The sequence below is a fragment of the Cognatiluteimonas profundi genome, from assembly GCF_009792795.1.
Classification (GTDB): Bacteria; Pseudomonadota; Gammaproteobacteria; order Xanthomonadales; family Xanthomonadaceae; genus Cognatiluteimonas; species Cognatiluteimonas profundi.
The window spans coordinates 15,155-35,878 of the sequence record NZ_VKHQ01000007.1; the positions used below are offsets into that span (position 1 = coordinate 15,155).

The 20,724-nt window shown below is 62.7% G+C and carries 17 protein-coding genes; 12 read left to right on the forward strand and 5 right to left on the reverse strand.

The window, feature by feature from the left end:
* Positions 1-66: 66 nt before the first annotated feature.
* The gene (locus GST15_RS12115) at positions 67-1,167 is read right to left on the reverse strand and encodes a Glu/Leu/Phe/Val dehydrogenase dimerization domain-containing protein (protein ID WP_159017577.1); all 1,101 of its coding nucleotides are present in this window, start codon (positions 1,165-1,167) and stop codon (positions 67-69) included.
* 171 nt (positions 1,168-1,338) lie between these two features.
* Positions 1,339-2,610 (reverse strand): 2OG-Fe(II) oxygenase, encoded by a 1,272-nt coding sequence (locus tag GST15_RS12120; protein WP_159017578.1) that lies wholly within the window; start codon positions 2,608-2,610, stop codon positions 1,339-1,341.
* Positions 2,611-2,730: 120 nt separating this feature from the next.
* Between GST15_RS12120 and GST15_RS12125 the strand changes: the two genes are divergently transcribed.
* From GST15_RS12125 to GST15_RS12155, 7 genes are all read left to right on the forward strand, one after another.
* Positions 2,731-6,264: a methylmalonyl-CoA mutase family protein gene (locus GST15_RS12125; protein WP_159017579.1), complete on the forward strand. Its 3,534-nt coding sequence runs from the start codon at positions 2,731-2,733 to the stop codon at positions 6,262-6,264.
* A 964-nt stretch (positions 6,265-7,228) separates the two neighbouring features.
* On the forward strand, positions 7,229-7,870 hold the full coding sequence (locus GST15_RS12130) for a hypothetical protein (protein WP_159017580.1): 642 nt from the start codon (positions 7,229-7,231) through the stop codon (positions 7,868-7,870).
* A gap of 12 nt (positions 7,871-7,882) precedes the next feature.
* Positions 7,883-10,027 (forward strand): NACHT domain-containing protein, encoded by a 2,145-nt coding sequence (locus GST15_RS12135; protein ID WP_159017581.1) that lies wholly within the window; start codon positions 7,883-7,885, stop codon positions 10,025-10,027.
* Between the two features lie 360 nt (positions 10,028-10,387).
* Positions 10,388-11,101 carry a phospholipase D family protein gene (locus GST15_RS12140; protein WP_159017582.1) on the forward strand — a complete coding sequence of 238 codons (714 nt, stop codon included), beginning with the start codon at positions 10,388-10,390 and terminating at the stop codon, positions 11,099-11,101.
* Between the two features lie 72 nt (positions 11,102-11,173).
* The gene (locus tag GST15_RS12145) at positions 11,174-11,992 is read left to right on the forward strand and encodes a restriction endonuclease (RefSeq protein WP_159017583.1); all 819 of its coding nucleotides are present in this window, start codon (positions 11,174-11,176) and stop codon (positions 11,990-11,992) included.
* Positions 11,993-12,057: 65 nt separating this feature from the next.
* Positions 12,058-13,341, forward strand: a complete 1,284-nt coding sequence (locus GST15_RS12150; RefSeq protein ID WP_159017584.1) for an FAD-dependent oxidoreductase — start codon at positions 12,058-12,060, stop codon at positions 13,339-13,341.
* Between the two features lie 211 nt (positions 13,342-13,552).
* Positions 13,553-13,831: a hypothetical protein gene (locus tag GST15_RS12155; protein ID WP_159017585.1), complete on the forward strand. Its 279-nt coding sequence runs from the start codon at positions 13,553-13,555 to the stop codon at positions 13,829-13,831.
* 118 nt (positions 13,832-13,949) lie between these two features.
* On the opposite strand, the gene GST15_RS12925 is transcribed toward GST15_RS12155, so the two are convergent.
* Both GST15_RS12925 and GST15_RS12165 read right to left on the reverse strand, forming a co-directional pair.
* Positions 13,950-15,014, reverse strand: coding sequence for an alpha/beta hydrolase family protein (locus GST15_RS12925; RefSeq protein WP_159017586.1), 1,065 nt, complete (start codon positions 15,012-15,014; stop codon positions 13,950-13,952).
* A gap of 94 nt (positions 15,015-15,108) precedes the next feature.
* On the reverse strand, positions 15,109-15,939 hold the full coding sequence (locus tag GST15_RS12165; protein WP_159017587.1) for an AraC family transcriptional regulator: 831 nt from the start codon (positions 15,937-15,939) through the stop codon (positions 15,109-15,111).
* A 338-nt stretch (positions 15,940-16,277) separates the two neighbouring features.
* On the opposite strand from GST15_RS12165, the gene GST15_RS12170 reads away from it, so the two are divergent.
* Positions 16,278-16,976 carry a transposase gene (locus GST15_RS12170; RefSeq protein WP_159017588.1) on the forward strand — a complete coding sequence of 233 codons (699 nt, stop codon included), beginning with the start codon at positions 16,278-16,280 and terminating at the stop codon, positions 16,974-16,976.
* A 65-nt stretch (positions 16,977-17,041) separates the two neighbouring features.
* Here the strand turns inward: GST15_RS12170 and azu are convergent, their stop codons facing one another.
* A complete protein-coding gene (gene azu / locus GST15_RS12175; protein ID WP_159017589.1) occupies positions 17,042-17,659 on the reverse strand; it encodes an azurin in 618 nt (205 codons plus the stop codon).
* Between the two features lie 425 nt (positions 17,660-18,084).
* Between azu and GST15_RS12180 the strand changes: the two genes are divergently transcribed.
* From GST15_RS12180 to GST15_RS12195, 4 genes are all read left to right on the forward strand, one after another.
* Entirely contained in the window at positions 18,085-19,047 is a 963-nt protein-coding gene (locus GST15_RS12180) for a cytochrome-c peroxidase (protein WP_233263182.1), read from the forward strand.
* Positions 19,048-19,306: 259 nt separating this feature from the next.
* Positions 19,307-19,738: a hypothetical protein gene (locus GST15_RS12185; RefSeq protein WP_159017590.1), complete on the forward strand. Its 432-nt coding sequence runs from the start codon at positions 19,307-19,309 to the stop codon at positions 19,736-19,738.
* Positions 19,738-19,959: a helix-turn-helix transcriptional regulator gene (locus GST15_RS12190; RefSeq protein WP_159017591.1), complete on the forward strand. Its 222-nt coding sequence runs from the start codon at positions 19,738-19,740 to the stop codon at positions 19,957-19,959. The genes GST15_RS12185 and GST15_RS12190 overlap by 1 nt, the downstream gene beginning before the upstream one ends.
* A 132-nt stretch (positions 19,960-20,091) precedes the next feature.
* Positions 20,092-20,298, forward strand: a complete 207-nt coding sequence (locus tag GST15_RS12195) for a hypothetical protein (RefSeq protein ID WP_159017595.1) — start codon at positions 20,092-20,094, stop codon at positions 20,296-20,298.
* The last annotated feature ends 426 nt before the right edge of the window (positions 20,299-20,724 follow it).

The window sequence follows — 20,724 nt, forward strand, 5'->3', positions numbered from 1 at the left end:
TCACTCCGGTTGCCGTGTCCAATAGCACGACGGGGCACAAGGCCCCGTCGTTTCCATCGTTATTGCTTAGTGGCCGCGCATCCTTCCCAGGAAGCGGGGCGCCGTGCGGCCCATCGGCAGCTTGAGCTTGCCGATCGCGTCGATGCGCTCTTCGGCCAGGCGGTCGGCGGCGCGGTAGGTCGGGATGCCGTCGCGCTCGGCGATCTCGTAGATGCGGCCGAGGTTGTGGTAGATCGTGCGCATCATCCGCATCGCCCGCTCGCGGTTGTAGCCGTCGATCTCCAGCGACACGTTCATGACGCCACCGGCGTTGACCGCGTAATCGGGGGCGTAGAGGATGCCGCGCTTCTCGACTTCGTCGCCGATCGCGTTGTTGGCCAGCTGGTTGTTCGCCGCGCCGCAGATGATCTTGGCCTTGAGCCGTGGCAGCGTCTGCTCGTTGACGGTGCCGCCGAGCGCGCAGGGCGAATACACATCCGCCGCGACGTCGTAGATCTCGTCCAGGCCGACGGCCTCCGCGCCATATTCGCTGACCGCCTTGTCCACCAGCTGCTTGCTGATGTCGGTCACGAAGATCTTGGCGCCGCGCTCGCGCAGCAGCTTGACGTACTCCATGCCGACATGGCCCAGGCCCTGGACCGCGTAGGAATACTTGCCGACTTCCTCGTCGCCGAACTTCTTGTTGAGCGTGGCCATCAGGCCCTGCAGCGCGCCGTACGCGGTGAACGGCGACGGATCGCCCGAACCGCCATGCACCTGGTGCACGCCGGTGACGTACTCGGTCTCGCGGTAGACGTATTCCATGTCGTTGACGTCGATGCCGACGTCCTCGGCGGTGATGTAGCGCCCGCCCAGCGAGTCGACGAACTTGCCGAACGCGCGGAACAGCGCCTCGGACTTGTCGGTCGCCGGGTCGCCGATGATCACGCCCTTGGCGCCGCCGATGTTCAGGCCCGCGACCGCGTTCTTGTAGGTCATGCCGCGGCTCAGGCGCAGCACGTCGTTGAGCGCGTCGGCCTCGGTCTTGTAGGGATACATGCGCAGGCCACCCAGGCCCGGGCCGAGCACCGTGTTGTGGATCGCGATGATGGCTTTCAGCCCCGCGTCCTTGTTGTGGCAGAACACGACCTGCTCGTGGCCGAAGGTATCCAGGGTTTCAAAAATCATCGGGCGCTCCAAGGTGGCTACCATTCGCGCAAGCGCGAAAGACGCCAGCAATGTGTGGTTGAGAGGCGGAAAGAAGGGTCATCCGCGGCGCGAAAGGCGCAACTGGCCGGGGCCGCAGGCGCAATAGTCTAAAGCAATCGGGTCTGGGAGGCCGCCCGGGGACCGCGACCCTCAGAAATCGCGGTGCCTGCGTTCCCGCACCCACAGCGTCGCCAGCCACTTCTCGCCCGCCTGGACCGGCAGCCCCGCGTGGAGCGAGTCCGGATCCGGTCGCCCGGCGTCGTCGAGGTTGCGAAACGCCACCGCCCGGCCGACGCGTGGCCTGACCATGCGGTCGGGTTTGGGGAAGATCGTCTCGCCGCCGGCTTCCACGTTGTTGAGGTAGCAACACAGCGTGGCGGCCCGCTGGCCGGCTTCGGGCTGGTTGGCGGCGAGGAGTTCCGGCGTCAGGTAATCGCGATGCGGCAGGTACTCCTGGCCAGGCCGGTAGTGCAGCACCACCATCGGTTCGGCACAGGTGAAGTCCATGCCGATGCCCGCCGCCATCCGCAATTGCAGCAGGCGCAACTGGAAGTCCTCGAGGATCGGCACCAGTGCGGCATCGTGGCTCGAGCGCGCCGGGTGTTTGATCCAGGTGGCGGACGCCGGGTCTTCCACCTGTGATGGAATCAGATGCGGCGATCCCATCGCGATGACGTAGCGGCATTCCTCCGCGGTGAGCAGCCCCTCCGCGGTGGCGATGAGCGGGGCCGGGCAGCGTGCGACGAAGGCGGGTGCGCGCATGCTGGATTCGAGATCCAGCTGCAACGTGTCATCCCCGTTGTTCGCGACAACCCGGTCCTGCAGTGGAGGCATCGGATGGATCCCCGCGCTGCGCGCCAGCGCGTCCAGCGAGCCCAGCGCGTACCTGGCGCCGCTCACCACCTCGCCCTGCCGGATGCGTTCGGCCAGCAATGCGGCGCTCACGGGGTCGCGCCTGGCCGCTGCCTGCGCGAGCAGAGCCTCGGATTGGCGCATCGCCGCGAGGTTGTCGCGCTCACGTCCGAAGTACATCGCCAATGCGCGCATCGCGGGCACCAGTCCGCCTTTTGCTGCAGTCAGCAACCGATGGCCGATCACCTCGAAGTCGCGCTCCAGCCCGATGCCGCCAAGCGCGATCGAAGCCAGCGCGTAGCTCGCACCCGGATGTTGCGCACGCTCGGCGCGCTGCAGCCAGTCGACCGCCTGCGGCACATCCACGTCCGTGCCGACGGCATACAGATGCATGCGCGCCAGTTCGACCTGCGCGCCGGCATGGCCCGCCTGGGCCGCGACGCGCATGTGGTCGTGGGCCTGTTCGGCTTCCTCCTCCACGATCAATGCCATCGCCAGCGCATGCAGCGCTTCGGGCGCGCCGTTGGCCGCCTCGCGACGCAGTCGTTCGACGTCGGGACTGGGAGTCATGCGCAAAAGGCTACCCGACCTGCCGCATTCCGGCGCGTGCGGGTGGCCGGGGACGCGATGACCGGCGCTGAATGCCCCCGCGTTACAATCGCGAATTGCCTGATTTCACGCGAGCGCACCATGAGTTCGACCCCCCGCAGCCTCTCCGCCACCCAGCCCACGGCCGCCCCGGAACCCGCGTCCCCGCTGCGTTTCGTCACCGCCGCCAGCCTGTTCGACGGCCACGACGCGGCGATCAACATCATGCGGCGGCTGATCCAGGCGCAGGGCGCCGAAGTCGTCCACCTGGGCCACAACCGCAGCGTCGAGGACGTGGTCCGCGCCGCGCTGCAGGAGGATGCCGACGGCATCGCGCTGTCGTCCTACCAGGGCGGCCACGTCGAGTACTTCAAGTACATGGTCGACATGCTGCGCGAGCGCAACGCCGGCCACATCAAGGTGTTCGGCGGCGGCGGCGGCACGATCACGCCCGAAGAGATCCGCGAACTGCAGGACTACGGCGTCGAGCGCATCTACCACCCCAACGACGGCATGCACATGGGGCTGGTGGCGATGATCGAGGACGTGGTCCGTCGCGCCGGCGAAGGAAGGAGAAACAGGGGTCAGAGNNACTCTGACCCCTGTTTCTCCTTTTCCGACGAGATCGGCATCGGCCGCATGCTGTCCGCCATCGAGGAAGGCGCGCTCGACGAATCCGAACTCGCGCACCTGCGCAAGCAGTGGCAGCTGGCCGGCGGCAAGACGCCCGTGGTTGGCATCACCGGCACCGGCGGCGCCGGCAAGTCGTCGGTCACCGACGAACTGTTGAACCGCTTCCTCGCCAGCTTCCCGCAGATGCGCATCGCGGTGATCTCGGTCGACCCGACCCGGCGCCGCACCGGTGGCGCGCTGCTCGGCGACCGCATCCGCATGAATTCCCTGCGCAGCGAGCGCGTCTACATGCGCTCGATGGCGACGCGCCGCCAGCACGCCGCGACCAACGTCGTGCTGCGCGACTGCATCGCCTTCCTCAAGTCGCTGGGCTACGACCTGGTCATCGTCGAGACCGCCGGCATCGGCCAGTCGGATTCGGAGATCGTGGACCTCGTCGACTTCCCGATGTACGTGATGACCAGCGACTTCGGCGCGCCGAGCCAGCTCGAGAAGATCGACATGCTCGACTACGCCGAGCTCGTCGTGCTCAACAAGTTCGACAAGCGCGGCGCCGAAGACGCCCTGCGTGACGTGCGCAAGCAGTGGAAGCGCAACCGCGTCGCCTTCCAGGTGAAGGACGAAGACGTCCCCGTCTACCCGACCATCGCCAGCCAGTTCAACGACCCCGGCATCAGCTGGATGTTCGTGAACCTGTGCCGCCTGCTGCGGGAGAAGCTGTCGCTGCCCGAGGACAAGTGGTCGCCGCACGTCGACACCACGCTGAAGGAGCCCCGCGCCACCGTCCTCATCCCCGGCGCCCGCGTCCGCTACCTCGCCGAGATCGCCGAACAGGGCAGGGCGATCAATTCGAAGATCGAATCGCAGGCCGAGACCGCCGACCGCGCGCAGTCCTACTGGCAGTCGCTGCGTGACCTTGGCGACGACAAGCTGCCGAAGGCGCTGGATCTCTACAGCGGCGACGATCTCGTAGGGCGGGTTTCAACCCGCCAAGCCGATGGCGAGATTGCCGCAACCACGGAAGGCGGGTTGAAACCCGCCCTACAAGCCGACCGCACGCTGCTGACGCTGCGCCAACGCTACAACGACGCCATCCAGTCGCTGTCCGCCGAGGGCCTCAAGCTCCTGCGCGACTGGCCCGCACGCCTGAAGTCGATCACCGACGAAGTGACTGAATACGAAGTCCGCGGCAAGGCGATCAAGGTCGAGAACTACCGCGAGTCGCTGAGCCACCAGAAGATCCCCAAGATCGCCGCGCCGACCTACAAGTCCTGGGGCGAGCTGCTGGTGTTCCTGCAGAAGGAAAACCTCCCGGGCTACTACCCGTACACCGGCGGCGTGTATCCGTACCGGCGCACCGGCGAGGATCCGATCCGCATGTTCGCCGGCGAAGGCACGCCGGAGCGCACCAACCGCCGCTTCCATTACCTCAGCGTCGGCCAGCCGGCCGCGCGCCTGTCGACCGCGTTCGACAGCGTCACGCTGTATGGCGAAGACCCGGCGCCGCGCCCCGACATCTACGGCAAGATCGGCAACTCGGGCGTCAACATCCCCACGCTCGACGACATGAAGAAGCTGTACTCCGGCTTCGACCTGTGCGCACCGACCACGTCCGTGTCGATGACCATCAACGGCCCCGCGCCGATGATCCTGGCGATGTTCATGAACACCGCCATCGACCAGCAGGTCGAGAAATACCTGCGCGAAGATCAATCGCGCTGGGACGAAGCGCATAACAAGATCGAGGCGATGTTCGAAGGCCGCCAGCGCCCGCAGTACGGCGGCATGTTGCCGCCGACGAATGATGGATTGGGATTGGGCCTGCTCGGCGTCACCGGCGACCAGGTCGTCGATGCCGAGACCTACGCGCGCATCAAGGCCTACACGCTGTCCACCGTGCGCGGCACCGTGCAGGCCGACATCCTCAAGGAAGACCAGGCGCAGAACACCTGCATCTTCAGCACCGAGTTCGCGCTGCGGATGATGGGCGACATCCAGCAGTACTTCGTCGACAACAAGGTCCGCAATTTCTATTCGGTGAGCATCAGCGGTTATCACATCGCCGAAGCCGGGGCCAACCCGATCAGCCAGCTCGCCTTTACCCTGAGCAATGGCTTCACCATCGTCGAGTACTACCTCGCGCGCGGCATGAAGATCGACGACTTCGCGCCCAACCTGTCGTTCTTCTTCTCCAACGGCATGGATCCGGAATACACCGTCATCGGTCGCGTCGCCCGCCGCATCTGGGCGCGCGCCATGCGCGAGCGCTACGGCGCCGACGCCCGCAGCCAGATGATGAAGTACCACATCCAGACCAGCGGCCGGTCCCTGCACGCGCAGGAGATCCAGTTCAACGACATCCGCACCACGCTGCAGGCGCTGTACGCGTTGTTCGACAACTGCAACAGCCTGCACACCAACGCCTATGACGAAGCGATCACGACGCCGACGGAAGAAAGCGTGCGCCGCGCCGTCGCGATCCAGATGATCATCAACAAGGAGCTGGGGCTCAACTTCAACGAGAACCCCTGGCAGGGCAGCTTCATCGTCGACAAGCTCACCGACATCGTCGAGGAAGCCGTCTACAAGGAGTTCGAGGCGATCAGCGAGCGCGGCGGCGTGCTCGGCGCGATGGACACCATGTACCAGCGCGGCAAGATCCAGGAAGAGTCGCTGTACTACGAGCACAAGAAGCACGACGGCTCGCTGCCCCTGGTCGGCGTCAACACCTTCCTGCCCAAGGAACACGCCGGCGACATCGTCACCGAGATCGAATTGATCCGGTCTACGGAATCAGAGAAGGGCCAGCAGATCGGGAACGTCGCGACCTACCAGGGCAACCGCAACGCCTATGCCAGCGAAGGGCTGAAACCGTTACAGGCGACCGCGCGCGAACGGCGGAATGTATTCGCCAGCCTGATGGAAGCGGTCAAGACGCATTCGCTGGGGCAGATCAGCCATGCGTTGTACGAGGTGGGTGGGGAGTACCGGCGCAACATGTAGCCGGCATCTCGCTGCGCCCTTGTAGGAGCGACGGAAGTCGCGACAGAAGCCCCGCCAACGCGGGGCTTCGCATTTCAGCAAGATCAAAAACACCCTTCGTAGGAGCGGCTTACAGCCGCGAGCTCTTCCCACATGCCGCAACGCCCAATTTCCCGCGCCGCGGCCGCAGTGCGTTTTCAGGTGGAAGACTCCGGGCTGTAATCTGTCAATGGCAAGAGTGCAGGTCGAAGAACGCCAAAAGTGCACTCTGACCCCTGTTTCGCCTGTTTCGCAACGCCTACGCCAGCGAAGGCCTGAAGCCGCTACAGGCGACCGCGCGGGAGCGGCGCAATGTGTTCGCCAGCTTGATGGAGGCGGTGAAGACGCACAGCCTGGGGCAGATCAGCCATGCGTTATATGAGGTGGGTGGGGAGTATCGGCGGAATATGTAACCGGCATCCCGCCTCGCCCTTGTAGGAGCGACGTAAGTCGCGACCAGAAGCCCCGCCAACGCGGGGCTTCTGCATTTTCAGCGATGCAGCAAGCCGCTCTTCGTAGGAGGTAGGAGCGGCTTAAGCCGCGAGCCCTTGTCGCATGCCGCAGCGCACCAATCAGCAACTGGAGCGCATGCACTATCCCCCAACGCCCAGCTCGCGTTAGCCTCTGCCCGGGGGTCACAGGGGATGTCCATGTTTCGCAGGGAAACTGGCCTCGCGGCATGCCCGTTCTCGAGCAAAGTCTTGGCGCAAGAGGCAATCAGCCAAATTTATGGGCGGCACATCGAGAATGTTGCGACCTACCTGGGCAACTGCAACGCCTGCGCCAGCGAGGGGTTGAAGGCGTCACAGGCGACCGCGCGCTAAGGGCGGAATGTGTTCGCGAGTTTGATGGAGGCGGTGATGACGCACAGCCGGGGGCCGATCAATCATGCGTTGTATGAGGTGGGTGGGGGAAATCGGAGAAACATGTGAGGTCAGAAAATCAAATGATTGCGGCGCAAGTCTTCATCGATCTGGATTCAGCGCGTCGTTTCAAAAGACCTCCTTGGGACGTGGAAAGAGAGCACTCAATCTCATTCAAAACAAGAGTTGCGTTCGTGGTTGACCTGTTTACCGAAATGCAAATGAAAATCACCGCCGCAATGGTTGGGCTTAGGCCTGCTGATCGAGTCACTGTCAGAAATTCGCGTCTCTATCATGGCTGGCATCGTGGCACAACGCCTACTGACGACCGAAGAATATGGGAGGAAGCTTCTCGGCACTTTCGCCCATATACCACATCGAGGGCATCGTTCCTCCCGGACATCTCGTTCGGAAACGATTTGATTTGCGGAGGTGCAAGATCTCCGATCTTCGACACCTTGCGAAACTACAGCGGTGTAGATCGACAGAAGCTTGTCGATACGGCTCTCGTTGCAGATCTCCTGTGTTTCACGAGAACGGAGAGCGCAAGTTTCGAAAAGAGAATTAAGACGGCGTCCTTGGGTCTGGTGGTTGCTGACGACGACGATCTGTTGCCCGGATTATTTACTGCTGAACAGTGGGGCCTTCCAATTTACATGTTGCGCGTCACAAGGTTGGATGAGAACAAGCATGTGAATGTGAAGGGTCTCGTTGCACGTCTATAAAGGAATCATGCAGTGTCAAAATTTAGCAAAGATATTGAAGATGTCGCAAAATTCTGCGATCCGTTTACTGAGCCTAAAGTTCGGGAGACGGCCAAAATCGTAACGATAGAAATGCTCAGGAATGGGCGTCAGGTTAGTTATGAAATCGATCAGATCAGCGGAAAAGTTACTTCAAAGCACCGGCGCGGAATTTTTCCAGACGCGGGATCTCTGCTTGCTTCGGAGGAATTCGCCAATCTTCAGCAGCTGGCTAAGACTCAAATTCGTGCGCACAAGAAAGAATCTAGAGCAATTCCTTCGACCCTCACTCTGAATGGCGCTCAGGCTGATGAAGGTGCGTTAAGCAGCTTTATTGAGCATCCAGGCGATGCGGTTCGACTGCTCCTGATCGACGGAGCGGCGGGAGTTGGTAAGACATTTCAGATACGAAACTTGGTCGCCTCTCAGGCGGCAAGGGTGGAGAAGGGTAAGGCATCCCCCCCGGTTCTTCATGTCAGCAGCAAAGGTCGACGATTGTCGAACCTGTACGACGTTCTTGCGTCGTCGACTCAAGAGTTGGCTGCGTCGTTTCGAGCAGCGCACGTTTCGGTGCTGGTGAGGCGGGGTTTACTCGCAGTTGCCATCGACGGATTTGATGAGCTAGTTGATGCGGACGGATACGAGGATTCGTGGGCTGCTCTTCGCGCGTTCATTAACGAGGTCGGCGCATCTGGGACCATACTTCTTGCTGCTCGGGATACATTCGTGGAAGAGCAGGAGTTACTGGAAAAAATACAGAAAGATAGCTCGGAGGTGGACTTGTCACTGCTACATGTTCGCCCTCCGAGCCAGACAAGTGCCGTCCAGTGGCTTTCTCAGTCGCCGTCATGGAAGGCCTCGGATATCAATTCGCCTATGACTAGCGAATTCCTCTCAGAAGGGAGCTATGCGCTCAGGCCATTCTTCCTGCGTGAACTGCAGGATGCGAAAGGGTGGAGGGAGGTCATTGATGCCGGTCCCCGTAGTTTCCTAGTTAATAAACTTTTGCACCGCGAAGCGGTCCTGCTTGCCCAGCAACTGGGAGGCGTAACTGCGGAAGAGTTGAAGCCTAGGCTGTTCTCGTTACTTCAGGAAATAGCACTTGAAATGGGCGCGAGAGAAGTAGACTGGATAGAAGTCGAGCATCTGGGCTACATGACAGAATACTGTTTTGAAGGGTCTCTAGATGAAGTTTCCCAGCGAAAGCTAATACATAAATCGGGTAGTTTCGCGTTCCTTGAGGTCGGGGAAGAGCCGGGAAAGCGAGTTTTTCCTCATAGTGAGATAAGAAGCTATTTTCTCGGCGGGGCGATTTTGTCAAGTGTAAGTAAAGAGATGTTGCCTTCAGTTCTGCGCCGCGCTGCTTTGAGTGCAGAGCATATGGAGGCGTTCTCTGAAGTTTTCGAAGACCGTCCCGAAGAATTGCGTCGCGCCGCCGCTTTTCTTAGCCGTCAGTTTGCAGCGATTTCTGCCGCAGACAGCTTCTCGGCCAATATTGGAACGTTGCTTGTGATGATGTCTGGCTTGGGCGTCGTGGATCGCCTGGATTATGTTGAAGTGATTGATGGGACGTTTGCGGGTGGCGTGCCAGATTTGACTATTAATGAGGGTCGAATCGGTCGTCTCGATGCGCGTGGCGCGAATCTGAAGAAATTGGTACTCACCAATAGTTCAATTGATACGCTTGTGATCGACGCGCATACCCACTTGGGGCCAAGCCTTGGTGCGATCGAGAATATCGAAATTCGTAATCTTGAGGGATCTGAGATTATTCGTGGGAGGCAGCGCGTTAGCGATTACATTGAGAATGTAATTGCTTCGGCTGCTGAAACCCCTGACGACGCGGGGTATGTCGAGCTCTTCGATCGAATAATTCGTCGTCTGATACGTCACCACTATCTGCGCGAGCGAGGTGGTGATGACGAAGGTGCTTTCTTGTTGCTAGATGCCAGGTGGCACTTCATCCGAGAAGTGTTGGAGAAACACGGTCGCCTTGAGGTCGTGAAGAAATCGATGAAAGGCGTCAGTTCAAATTTGATAAGGGTAAGGCGCGCGCAAGATTTTCTTGCGCGTGTAGATCCCAAAGTTAATTTAATTCTCGATGAGCTTGCTCGCGGCCCTTCGCGAGCTCCCCCGTAAACGGAAAAGGTGTCAGGGACAATTCCCCACACTGGCCGAGGCGGAAAAGGTGTCAGGGACAATTCCCCACACTGGCCGAGGCGCGAGGATGATGCGTACCTGCGGCTTGCTCTGATCTTGAAGTGCGTGGTGATTCGCGAAGCTGTCACTGCTCGGCTTTCGACAACAAAAGCAGGGGTCAGAGTACATTTCTCGATTCGTACTCTGCCCCCTGTTCGCCGGCCCACCTTCTGGTATTGAGAGACGCGGGCACAAGCACCACGAATGCAGAGGTCAGAGTCGACTTTCTATGACCTTCTGCCATTTGCCACCCTGGTGTCTCTCGGGGACACTTGGCCGACCGGCAGTCAGGGGGAAAGCATGGCCAAGTTCCTAAACACTAGCGCGACCAATTATTTCCTTGAGGAATTGATCAAGGATGCAAAGGATCGCCTGATCCTGATCAGCCCATACCTGAAGCTCAATGACCGGATGAAAGAGCTTCTGGCGGACAAGAATCGCCTGAAGATCGACGTGCGCATGGTCTACGGCAAGAGCGAACTGCAGCCGCTGGAGATCAGCTGGCTCAAGGAGCTGACCTACATCCGCACGAGCTTCTGCAAGAACCTGCATGCGAAGTGCTACCTCAACGAGGAGCTCTGCATCGTGACCAGCTTGAATCTCTATGAGTTCAGCCAAGTCAACAATAACGAGATGGGAATCCTGATCCGCCGCTCGGAGGATGGAGACCTATACCGCGATGCGTACGAAGAGGCGCAGCGGATCATTCGGATCAGTGACGAAGTGCGAATCTCCATGGAGCGTGTCCCAACCATGGAGGAAAAGCCCGATGGGGGCGCGAACGCTGACGCGGAAGATGCCGACGTTATTGGGAAGCTCTCGACATCCAAGTTGGCGCGCAAGCTTGGCCTGAAAACTCTCGAGTTAACCGACAAGCTGATCGCTGGTGGCCAATTGGAGATGAAGTCGGGGAAGCCACATTTGACCGACAAAGGGAAACAGGCGGGCGGGGAGTTCCGCATGAGTCCGAGGTTCGGTGCTTATTTTCTGTGGCCTGAGTCTTTGAGCCTCTGAAGCATGTCGGGCAGATACCGCGGAAGGCCTTTTAGCCGTCCGACGAAACGCTGGGATGATCCACTCTCCCGGATGGACCCACTCAAGTTCGAAGGTCTAATCGCCGATTACTATCGGCGGCAGGGTTATCGTGTCGTTGAATGCGGCACCGGTGGGACGAAAGGCCGATATGACGGTGGAATCGACCTGAAGCTGTATCGCGACGATGAATACATCGTCGTGCAGTGCAAGCGATATACGAAGTCGGTCGCCGCACACAATGACTTGCATGAGTTGCTTGGCGTCATGCACACCGAGGGCGCGGCACGCGCGATTTTCATCAATTCCGGCGAGTACACGCCGTACGCGTTGCGAAAGTTACAGAGTATCCGGAACTTTCAAATGGTCGATGGCGTGCAGTTGCGTGAGATGCTCAGTTCGGCAGGATTGCTTCCATCTGAGGCATCCATCGATAGGCCAATTGAGCCGGCTATTGAGCCGTGGACGCGACCATCAGCTTCCGACTATTGGGGCGACTACTCGTTGACCATGCCCAATGCCCGCCCTCAGGGTGTGCCGTATAGAGTCCCGGAAAAGAAGGCAAAGAAGGATAGCGAACTTGCGTTCTTTGTCGTTGCCGGCATTTGCATCCTGTTGGTGTCTTGCATTCGACATTTCTCGACCCCGGCTAATCGGCCGACCGCAGTTCGTAACCAGGTTGTAGCGCGGCCGACGGATGAGCTCGTTGTTTCGCTGCCAAATGTCGTGTCGCTTATTCAGCGACAACCTTCAACCGCGCCGCCGCCCCCGGTTGTCGCACCACACCAGCCGTCACAGGCTGAGCTGCGCGAGGCACAGCGAAAAGCGGACGAAGCGATGAATGTCATCAAGGACAGCACGCCCGAGATGTGATGCGGGGGTTCATGCCTGCACTACGGCTCACTTCCCGTTGAATTACTACAGTGAGTACCTGGCCGGTGGAAAGACTGAGCATTGCAATCGTAGGCTACGGCTCAGGCGGCCAAGCAACAGCCCTGATGCTGTCGGCCGACGGCCACCAAGTCGAGGTCTTCGAACGCGCACCGACTCCAGGGCCCGTCGGCGCGGGATTCCTCCTGCAGCCGATCGGTCTCGCGGTCCTATGGGAAATGGGACTTCTGGCTGGCGTGCTCGCACACGGCGCGCCGATCACGCGCCTGCACGGGCAGACAGCGTCCGGCCGTCCGGTCATGGACATGCGCTATCACGAGCTGGACGCGCGACTGTTCGGCCTCGGGCTGCAGCGCGGTGCCTTGTTCGAATTGCTGGATGCAGCCTGGTCCGATGGCCGCTGCATGCATGTCGATTGCGAAGTCGTCAGCGTCGATTCGGATGCCGGGACGCTAGTCGACGCATCAGGGCAGCGGCACGGTCCGTATGACCTGATCGTTGTCGCGGATGGCGCTGCGTCACGATTGCGCGGGCAGGTTGTACCGGCGCGGCTCGACCGACCGTACCCCTGGGGTGCGCAATGGTGCCTTGTGGAGCAGGGCGACTGGCCGTGGCGCGATGAACTGCGCCAGCGCTATGTGCGCGCGCATCGCATGGTTGGCATGCTGCCGGTGGGGACGCGTCCAGGCGACGCCACCCCTCGATTGAGTTTCTTCTGGAGCGTTCCAGTGACCGAACTCGGTTCGAGCGCGACCGATGGCGAGCGCTGGCGGAGCGACGTCGCCGGGTTGTGGCCTGAAGCCGCTGAACGCCTGGACGCAACTGCGGTTCCAGATGGCTTGGCTTCCGCGCGGTATCGCGATGCGGTACATCGCGATTGGTATCGGGGTCGTGCGGTGCTGCTTGGCGACTCGGCGCATGCGATGAGTCCTCAGCTTGGCCAGGGCGTCAACATGGCGCTGCTGGATGCGCAGGGCCTGCGCGATGCGTTGCGCGCCGAGTCAACGGTCGCGGCGGCCATGGCCCGCTACCAGAAGCAGCGCCAACGGCACGTCGGCATCTATCACTTCTGGAGCCGATGGCTCACGCCACTGTTTCAGTCCGATCGACACCGCTTGGCGGCATGCCGCGATCTGGTCTTCCATCCCATGTCGAGATTGCCGGGCGGGCGCGGCCAGATGCTGCGTGTGCTGACAGGCACGCGACAAGGCTGGATGGGTACCTGGCAATTGCCGAGTGGATTCCTTGAAGCGCTCAATGCCACGAGGCAATCGCAGCAGCTTGCCGATGCGGCGCCATGCAGGCAGGACGCACAAATCAGTTCGGCGTAGCCGCACCCCGCCGTACGCTCCGGATTCGCTCGCCGTCACGTGGGAGGCAGTGCCTCACGTCCAGCGACAAAGGAGCGACAAAGGGTTCAGGTTCATTTGTCGCTCGTGTTCGAACCAAAAAGCGGGTCAGGGGACAGATGTGCTCGAAGCATCCATTTTCTCCGGCCCCTTTCTGTGTAGCCTTGCGAAGCGCCCAAAGCAGGATGAAACCATGAGTGCCACAGTCGTCGGTCTGGTGACGCCGCATGTGTTGCGCGTCGTCGACCTTGCGAATCAAGCCGAGACAGGTGTCAACGTGGACTGGCATTTCCGCGATGCCGTGGCCAGGACGATGCGCGAGCTGGGCGAGCAATACAACGCGCCGACGTTGGTGGCGTCGTACATCGAGGGGCTGGAGAGCACTGCAGGCCGGGCAGCAAGTACGCGCGTGGCGTACATCGGCGTTCTGCAGGCCGCAGCCGCCGCTGCGCGCACCCTCAGGCGCGAGTGACGTCGAGCGAAGGAGGGGTCAGGCGAGTCAGCCCGCTGGCCCCATGCGGGCCGCCCCGTCCAGCCTGGATGGCTGATTCCGGCGCCGGATCAAATGGTGAGCCTGCAATGGGCGCCCGCTATTCCGGGGCGTGCGCGTCATCGACCGCGTCCGCCGTGCCGTCCGTGCCGAGATGGCTGGCGAAGAACGCCTGCGCGGCGGCAATCGCGGCGGCGTGGGTGCGCTGCTGCGGCACCCGCAGGTGTTGGCACAGCGGCTGCTGCTGCAGCCCCGCTGCAGTGCAGTCCGCCAGGAAGTCGTAGTGGCCGACGCCGTGGAGGACGGTCAGGGCGGCATGGGGCAGCAGGGTCGCGGCGAGCCTGCCGTTGCTGGCGGGTGGCGCGATCGGATCGCCATCGCCGAGCAGGATGGCGACCGGCGTGTCCAGCGTGCGCAGGCTGGGTGGGGCGAGCGCCTCGATCCCGCCCGGCGCCATCACGAACACCGCGCGCACGCCCGGGATCGCGTAGTCGTCGCCGGCGTGGGTCGCCAGCGCCGCCATCTGCGGGGTCTTCAGGGCCTGCTCGCGGGCGGCCAGGGTCAGTTCGGGCGCCTCGGACTGCGGCGCGCACGTCGCGTCGGCGGCGCGCGAGTGGCAGAACGCGATGATGTGGTCGAGGTCGACCCGCGCCCCGGCGCTCACCAGGGCTGCGAGTCCGCCCAGCGAAAAGCCCGCGACGCCCAGCCGCTGCCGGTCCAGGTGCGGTCCGATCTGTCCGTCGGCCGCGCTGGCATCGAGGGCCGCGCGCAGGTCCACGGCGCGGTCCCAGATCAGCAGGCCGCCAGCCATCGTCATCGGGTCGCGGCCGTTGGTGCCGGGATGATCGACCGCGATCACCACGTCACCGGCGCGGGCCAGCGCGGTGCCGAACCAGGCCATCATCCGCGCGCTGCCGCCGAAGCCATGCGAGAGCAGGATCACCGGGTGCCGGCCCGGCGCGAACGGCGCATCGGCCGCGGCATGGCCTGCGTCGAACAGCGGATGGTCCGGCGGCCCGATCTGCAGCGGTGTCTCGGTGACGCCGGCCGCCGCGGGATACCACACGGTGATGCGCAGCGCGTCGCTCTGCCGCGCATCGCGGATCGCCGCGCTGGGCGTGTGCGCCACCCGATGGGTCTCGCCCACGGCGCCGGCGTGCGCCATGGGGCAGGCACCGAGGCATGCGACAGCCAGGGCAATGCAGCGGGTCCGTATGGTCATTGCGATCCTCATCGTTAGTGATGCTGGCGTGGTGGGATCACGCCTGCAGGGGCAACCAGATCTCGACATCGCCGATGCCGCTGCGGTCGTCGAAATCCGCGCTGTATTTCTCGAAGTCGGGCGCGTCGGCCAGCCGTAGTCCCGAGCGCGGCAGCCAGTCGCCGACAAACGCCTGCCAGGTGCGGCGGATGCCGGAGACATGGCCGTGATGCGTGGCGACCACGTACTCGCGCGCCGGCAGCCGCAAGGTGCTGAGCGCGGGGTCGAGACCGCCGAAACCCGGCACCTCGACACCGGCGATGTACTCGAAGCTGCCTTCGTCGTCGCTGTTGCAGAACACGCCGAATGCGGTGCGGCGTTTCGGCAGCGCGGCGGCGTGGTCCAGGCTCAGGCGCTGCCACTGCGCCGGAATGCCCTGGGTGGTGTCCGGCGTGTAGCGGCGGCCGAGCCCGGCGATGAGGCGCGTGCCGTCGCGGGCACGACGCGGTTCATCCAGCGTCACGCCCGCGCCATTGGCGGTGCGCCAGGCTTCGACCAGCGCAAGCCCGCCCACCGAGCCGCGCTCGCGCACGCTCGCCGGGCTCAGGCCGAACTGCTCGCCGAAGGCGCGCGTGAATGCTTCGTGCGAGCCGTACCCGCTGCCCAGCGCCACCTCCAGGATGTCCGGCGCCCCGGCGGCCAGCCGCCGTGCGGCCTCCGTCATCCGGCGTGCGCGCAGGTAGCGCACGACCGAGCAGCCGGTCATCGCCTGGAATAGCCGCGCCAGGTAGAACGGCGAGACGCCGGCCACCTCGGCGATGCGGCCCAGCGACAGATCCTCGCTGTAATGGCTTTCGATGAACCAGAGCGCTTTCTCGGCGGCAGCCATCCCGTGGACCAGCAGTGGAATCGACCCGCGCAGGGTAACCGCAGCGATGGCGAGCGCGTTTGATCGTTCTTGCGGAGCGATGCGGCGGTCGGAGCGGCCGCAAGGTCGTGCAGAGCAGCTTGACGTGGCGCCGTCTATGCAGCCGCTTCGGTCGGCAATCCCGCCGCCATTCAGCCGCTGATTCCGGCCGGCATGACGTGCGCGTTGGCATAGTGGGAAAAGGAAAAAGGAAAAAGGTGTCAGGGACAATTCCCCACATTGGCCGGGGCGCGAGGATGACGCGGACCTGCGGCTTGCTCTGATCTTGAAGTGCGTGGCCATCCGCGACGCTGTCGGACATGGCCCGATGTCCCCGTCACGATCTTGCTGGCATTCCCCAACACCTCGTACAGCGCGGAAACAATCGCTTGCCGTGCTTCCTGGACGATGGGGATCGCCAGCGGTACCTGCAATGCTTGAGCCAGGCGCTGGTGCGGTTCGGATGTGAGCTGCACGCCTATGTGCTGATGAACAATCACGTACACCTGTTGCTGACGCCGCAAGAGCCCGGTGCGGTGTCGCGATTGATGCACACCTTTGCGCGCAATTACGCTGGTTTATTCAACGGTCGGCATGGTCGTACCGGAACGCTGTGGGAAGGGCGTTACAAGGCCTGCCTGGTGGAATCCAGCCGATATTTCCTGGCCTGTAGTCGCTATATCGAGCTCAACCCGGTCCGTGCGTGGATGGTGGCCCAGCCGGGTGACCATCCATGGTCGAGCTACTGCGCAAATGCGGAAGGGCGATCCGGCGCGTTGCTGACGCCGCATCCGGAATACCTGGCGCTCGGTCCTGATCGGGGCGCACGGGCATTGGCCTACCGGGCATTGTTCGACGAGGCACTTCCCGAGGCCCTCGTCGCTGAAATACGCCGTTACCTGCAGCAGCAGAAGGCGCTGGGCACGGATCGGTTCCATGCATGGGTCCAGGAGAGAACCGGGCGATTCGCGGCGGTGCGAAGGTCTGGACGACCACCGCGCCGGGTCGATTGTCCCTGACACCTTTTCGCCGGACACCTTTTCGCCGGTTCGCTGCGACCCCGGTTCACTGCGGTTTGCCGTGTTTACTCGACCGCAATCGTCCCCTTCATCACCGTCGAGTGACCCGGGAAGCTGCAGAAGAACGCGTACGGGCCATCGCCCCGGATCTTGCTCACCGGCACGCTCACGGACGTGGTCTGGCCGCCACCGACCAGCGGGGTGTGGGCGATGACGCGTGCGTCGTCCGGCTTGAGGTAGTTGGCCGCCAGGCCGGCGCCGGCGCCTTCGGCTGCGACGGCCTGCATGTCCGCCGCCTTCGTGATCACCACGTCGTGACCCATCGCGGCGACGGGCATCTTGCCGGTATGCGTCAGCGTGATCTTGAACCCGGTGCACGACGCGGGAACGGTGATCGAGCCGACGTTGTATTGCATGGCGTCGTTGCCCTCGATCGTGGTGGAGCAGTTGCTCACCACGGCGGCGGGCTTGTCACCGGCTGCGGAGACGGCGGCAGGCGCGGGAGCGGCTGCCTCGACGGGTGTCGGGGAAGCGGCCGATGCCGGCGCCGGGGTTGCGGGCGGTGGAGACTCGGCCGGCGTCGCGGTGGGGGTAGAGGTCGTGCCGGCGGATTCGGGCGACTTGCTGCAGGCCGCCAAACCGAGTGCACACGCACTGGCCAGCAGGACGGTGAGGATCTTCATGCGGGTATCTCCGTATGCAGGGGCCGTTGTCCAGCATCCGTTGCGGAATGCCGATGTGTTGTCGAACTTGACTGGAGAAGAATCGAACTAAGTTGATCGGCGTCAATAAAAGGCGCGATGGCAGCGCCCTATCCTGACTCCGCTGCGGGGCGAATCACGTCGGTTCGCGACGGAACAGGCTTTGTTGCCCGATGGATCCGGCCGTTCACGTCGCCCCGCCTGCCGCTGCTGCCAGTGCATGCGATGCGACCGGCTGTTTCCCACTACTTCGCGGAAGGAGCACTGACATGATGCGTCCCGTCCTTGCACTGCTGATCGTCGCGGGCCTTGCTACCGCCGGCTGCAACAGGCCAGCGCCTGCCGATCGCACGGCGCCCACCGGCGCTTCGCCAGCGAAGGCTGCCACGCCGGTCGCCGAGCCTTTGATGGCGACCGCGCAGGCGCTGTTCAAGCCGATTCCGCGCGCTGCGCCGGCCCTGCCTGGCAATGCCGCAACCCCGGCGAAGCTCGACCTGGGCCGCATGCTCTATTTCGATCCGCGACTGTCGGCGAGCCACGCCATCAGCTGCGCCTCGTGCCACAACATCGGCCTGGGCGGAACGGACAATCAGCCGACCTCGATCGGCCACCACTGGCAGCGCGGTGCGCGTAACGCGCCGACCGTTCTCAATGCCGTTTTCAATACCGCGCAATTCTGGGATGGGCGTGCGGCCGACCTGCAGGCACAGGCCGGCGGCCCCATGGTTAACCCAGTGGAGATGGCCTCGCCAAAGGCGCATGTCACCGAGCAGCTGAAGGGAGTCCCGGGCTATCACGACGCGTTTGCCAAGGCGTTTCCCGGCGAGGCCGATCCGATCACGCTGCCGAACGTCGAGAAGGCACTCGCCGTCTTCGAGGCCGGACTGCTGACACCCGACGCGCCGTTCGATCGCTATCTCAAGGGCGATGCATCCGCGCTCACGGCGGTGCAGAAGCAGGGATTGAAACGCTTCATCGACAAGGGCTGCGCTGCATGCCACGCCGGGATCAACGTCGGCGGCGGCATGTATGCGAAGTTCGGCGTGGTGGCCTCGCCCGGCGCCACGATGCGGCCACCCGGTGACAAGGGGCGGTCCGCCGTCACCGGTATGACTGGAGATGACTACATCTTCAAAGTGCCGACGCTGCGGAACATCACCCTGACGGCACCGTATTTCCACACCGGTTCGGTGTGGGACCTGCGCCAGGCCGTCGAAGTGATGGGGAGTGCGCAGCTCGGCACCACGCTGAGCGCGGCGGACGTCGACGACATCACGGCATTTCTGGGCAGCCTGACCGGCGTGCAGCCCGACATTTCCGTGCCGATCCTCCCCGGCAGCGTGGCCGCTACACCACGGCCGCAGCCTTGATGGCGACCCTCCAAAAAACAAAAAAGGGGCCAGAGTGACTCCCCGCTAAAGGGACGTCACCGCATTGCGTCGATCAAAGGTTGATCGCACGAGCGCCGACCCGAGGGGCGCGGTGCGGCCGCCGGGGCAATGATCCCGCCTCAACCACGCCATCTCCCGCCACGGATGTCAAAAATACTTGACACGCGTGGCGATCACCTTCTAGGCTCCGCAATGTAATGTTTATTTGACATTGCATTCCCACCTTCTGGAGCTGGTCGTGAATCTCACCTTCCGTGAAAAGAGCCTCTGGCTCTTGCTGCTCAGCCTTCTCGTCGCAAACGGCATCTACTTCGCATCCGTCCTGCCCACGCGGCTGGCAAACGTGGCACCGACCCACGTGGCGACGTTCGTGGGAATGCTGATCCTGCTCATCATCTTTCAGATTGTTGGCCAGACCATCCTGGCGATCGCCAACCGCCGTGAACTGGCCGGTCCGATACAGAGCGATGAGAGGGATGCCCTGATCAAACTCAAGAGCAGTCGCCTGGCATCGTACGTGCTGGTCACCGGCGTTTTTTGTTCCCTCTGCGTCGCCCTGCTGGTGCCAGGAAACTTTGCCTTCGTGCACGTCCTGCTTGCCTTTTGGGTCCTGGCGCAGGCGATGGAAATATCCCTGCAGCTGGTCCTCTACCATCGAGGTGCCAATTGATGGGAAAGGGCACCCGAAAACTCAGCAATAACCTGCGCGATCTCCGTCAGAAGAATGGATCCATCACACAGCAGGAGTTGGCGGATCTCGTTGGCGTTACAAGACAAACGGTCATCGCGATCGAGGGCAACAAATATTCGCCTTCACTGGAAGTGGCATTCATGATCGCCCAGGCACTCGGTGCGCGAATCGACGATGTGTTTCAGTACGGTGCAGCCTGACCATTCGTCCATGCCGAAGCCGCTTCGCAACTCGGCTCGATACAAGTGTCAGGCACCGCGAAATGGGGTCAGTTTGCTTGTCTCAAGGCCAGCTGCCTGCCTTGCTACTCTCTCGCCATGCCACATGAACCCATCGATCCGTCCCGCCTCCCGCCGTGGAAACGCAAGCGGAAGCGGGGCAAGTCTCGACCATTGAGCGCGCTGCAGATCGAAGCAGCGCGCACCCGCGCGGCGCAGGCAGGGCGTCGGTATCCGAACCTGGTGGACAACATGTGGGCCGCTCGCAACGTGCCGCGCGGTGATGGCTCGCCGCCGCCCGAGGACAGCGAGCAGGAATAGGAGTTGTGGAGGGGAACAGGGGTCAGAGTCGACTTTTTGGAGCTGACGTCTGCGGTCGCGCGATGGGTCTTCTGGCTAGCCAATCCTGCGGGGTCGCCTTGATGCTGGGCGCGTTCCAGAACAGGTCTCAGCCCATAGGATGCGGTCCGAAGGCGCGCCGCATCGAAAGTCCACTCAGGGAAACAGGGGTCAGAGTCGACTTTTTGGAGCTGACGTCTGCGGTCGCGCGATGGGTCTTCTGGCTAGCCAATCCTGCGGGGTCGCCTTGATGCTGGGCGCGTTCCAGAACAGGTCTCAGCCCATAGGGTGCGGCCCGAGGGCGCGCCGCGTCGGTAGTCCACGCAGGGGATCAGGGGGCAGGGCCGACTTTTTGGAGCTGACGTCTGCGGTCGCGCGATGGGTCTTCTGGCTAGCCAATCCTGCGGG